This is a genomic window from Burkholderia anthina (genome assembly GCF_902498995.1).
In the GTDB taxonomy this organism is placed as follows: domain Bacteria; phylum Pseudomonadota; class Gammaproteobacteria; order Burkholderiales; family Burkholderiaceae; genus Burkholderia; species Burkholderia anthina.
This window is the reverse complement of sequence record NZ_CABVLY010000065.1, coordinates 1-634: the sequence shown is the minus strand read 5'-3', so window position 1 is coordinate 634 and position 634 is coordinate 1. Positions and strand designations below refer to the sequence as shown.

General features: G+C 52.1%; 2 tRNA genes. Both read right to left on the bottom strand.

Going from position 1 to position 634, the window contains the following annotated elements:
• Positions 1-345: 345 nt before the first annotated feature.
• Positions 346-421: transfer RNA gene (locus tag BME24068_RS34785), tRNA-Ala, on the bottom strand.
• 40 nt (positions 422-461) lie between these two features.
• Positions 462-538: transfer RNA gene (locus BME24068_RS34780), tRNA-Ile, on the bottom strand.
• Between the last annotated feature and the right edge of the window lie 96 nt (positions 539-634).

The window sequence follows — 634 nt, the reverse complement described above, 5'->3', positions numbered from 1 at the left end:
GCGTCCTTCATCGCCTGTGATCGCCAAGGCATCCACCACATGCACTTGTTCGCTTGACCCTATAACGAGTCTGTCTCATCGACAGTCGCTACAGGTTGAGTTCTCGCGTTGTGCCGTATTCCAATTGAGTCAAACATAGAGTTCGAATCATCTTGAGATACATCGATACAATCACAACCCGGATAGTTTCCACGTCCATCTCAAGACGCTTCCGCTATCCAAATTACTTGCTTCTTCCAGATTGTTAAAGAACGACAGCCGATACTTTCGTACCGCTCTGACTGGCTCAATCGCCAATGACAAAGACTCGAACGACGCTTCGTTCGAACGCTTGTCATTGAAGATTGGTGGAGGCAGACGGGATCGAACCGACGACCCCCTGCTTGCAAAGCAGGTGCTCTCCCAGCTGAGCTATGCCCCCATGTACAGATTGCCTCAGGGTGTACCGTCGGCTAAGACGGTGGTGGGTCTGGTTGGATTCGAACCAACGACCCCCGCCTTATCAAGACGGTGCTCTAACCGACTGAGCTACAGACCCCTGAGTCTGTCTTTAATTTACAGCCGATAAGCGTGAGCGCTCAACTTGGCGAGAAGCTCTGGAAAGGAGGTGATCCAGCCGCACCTTCCGATACGG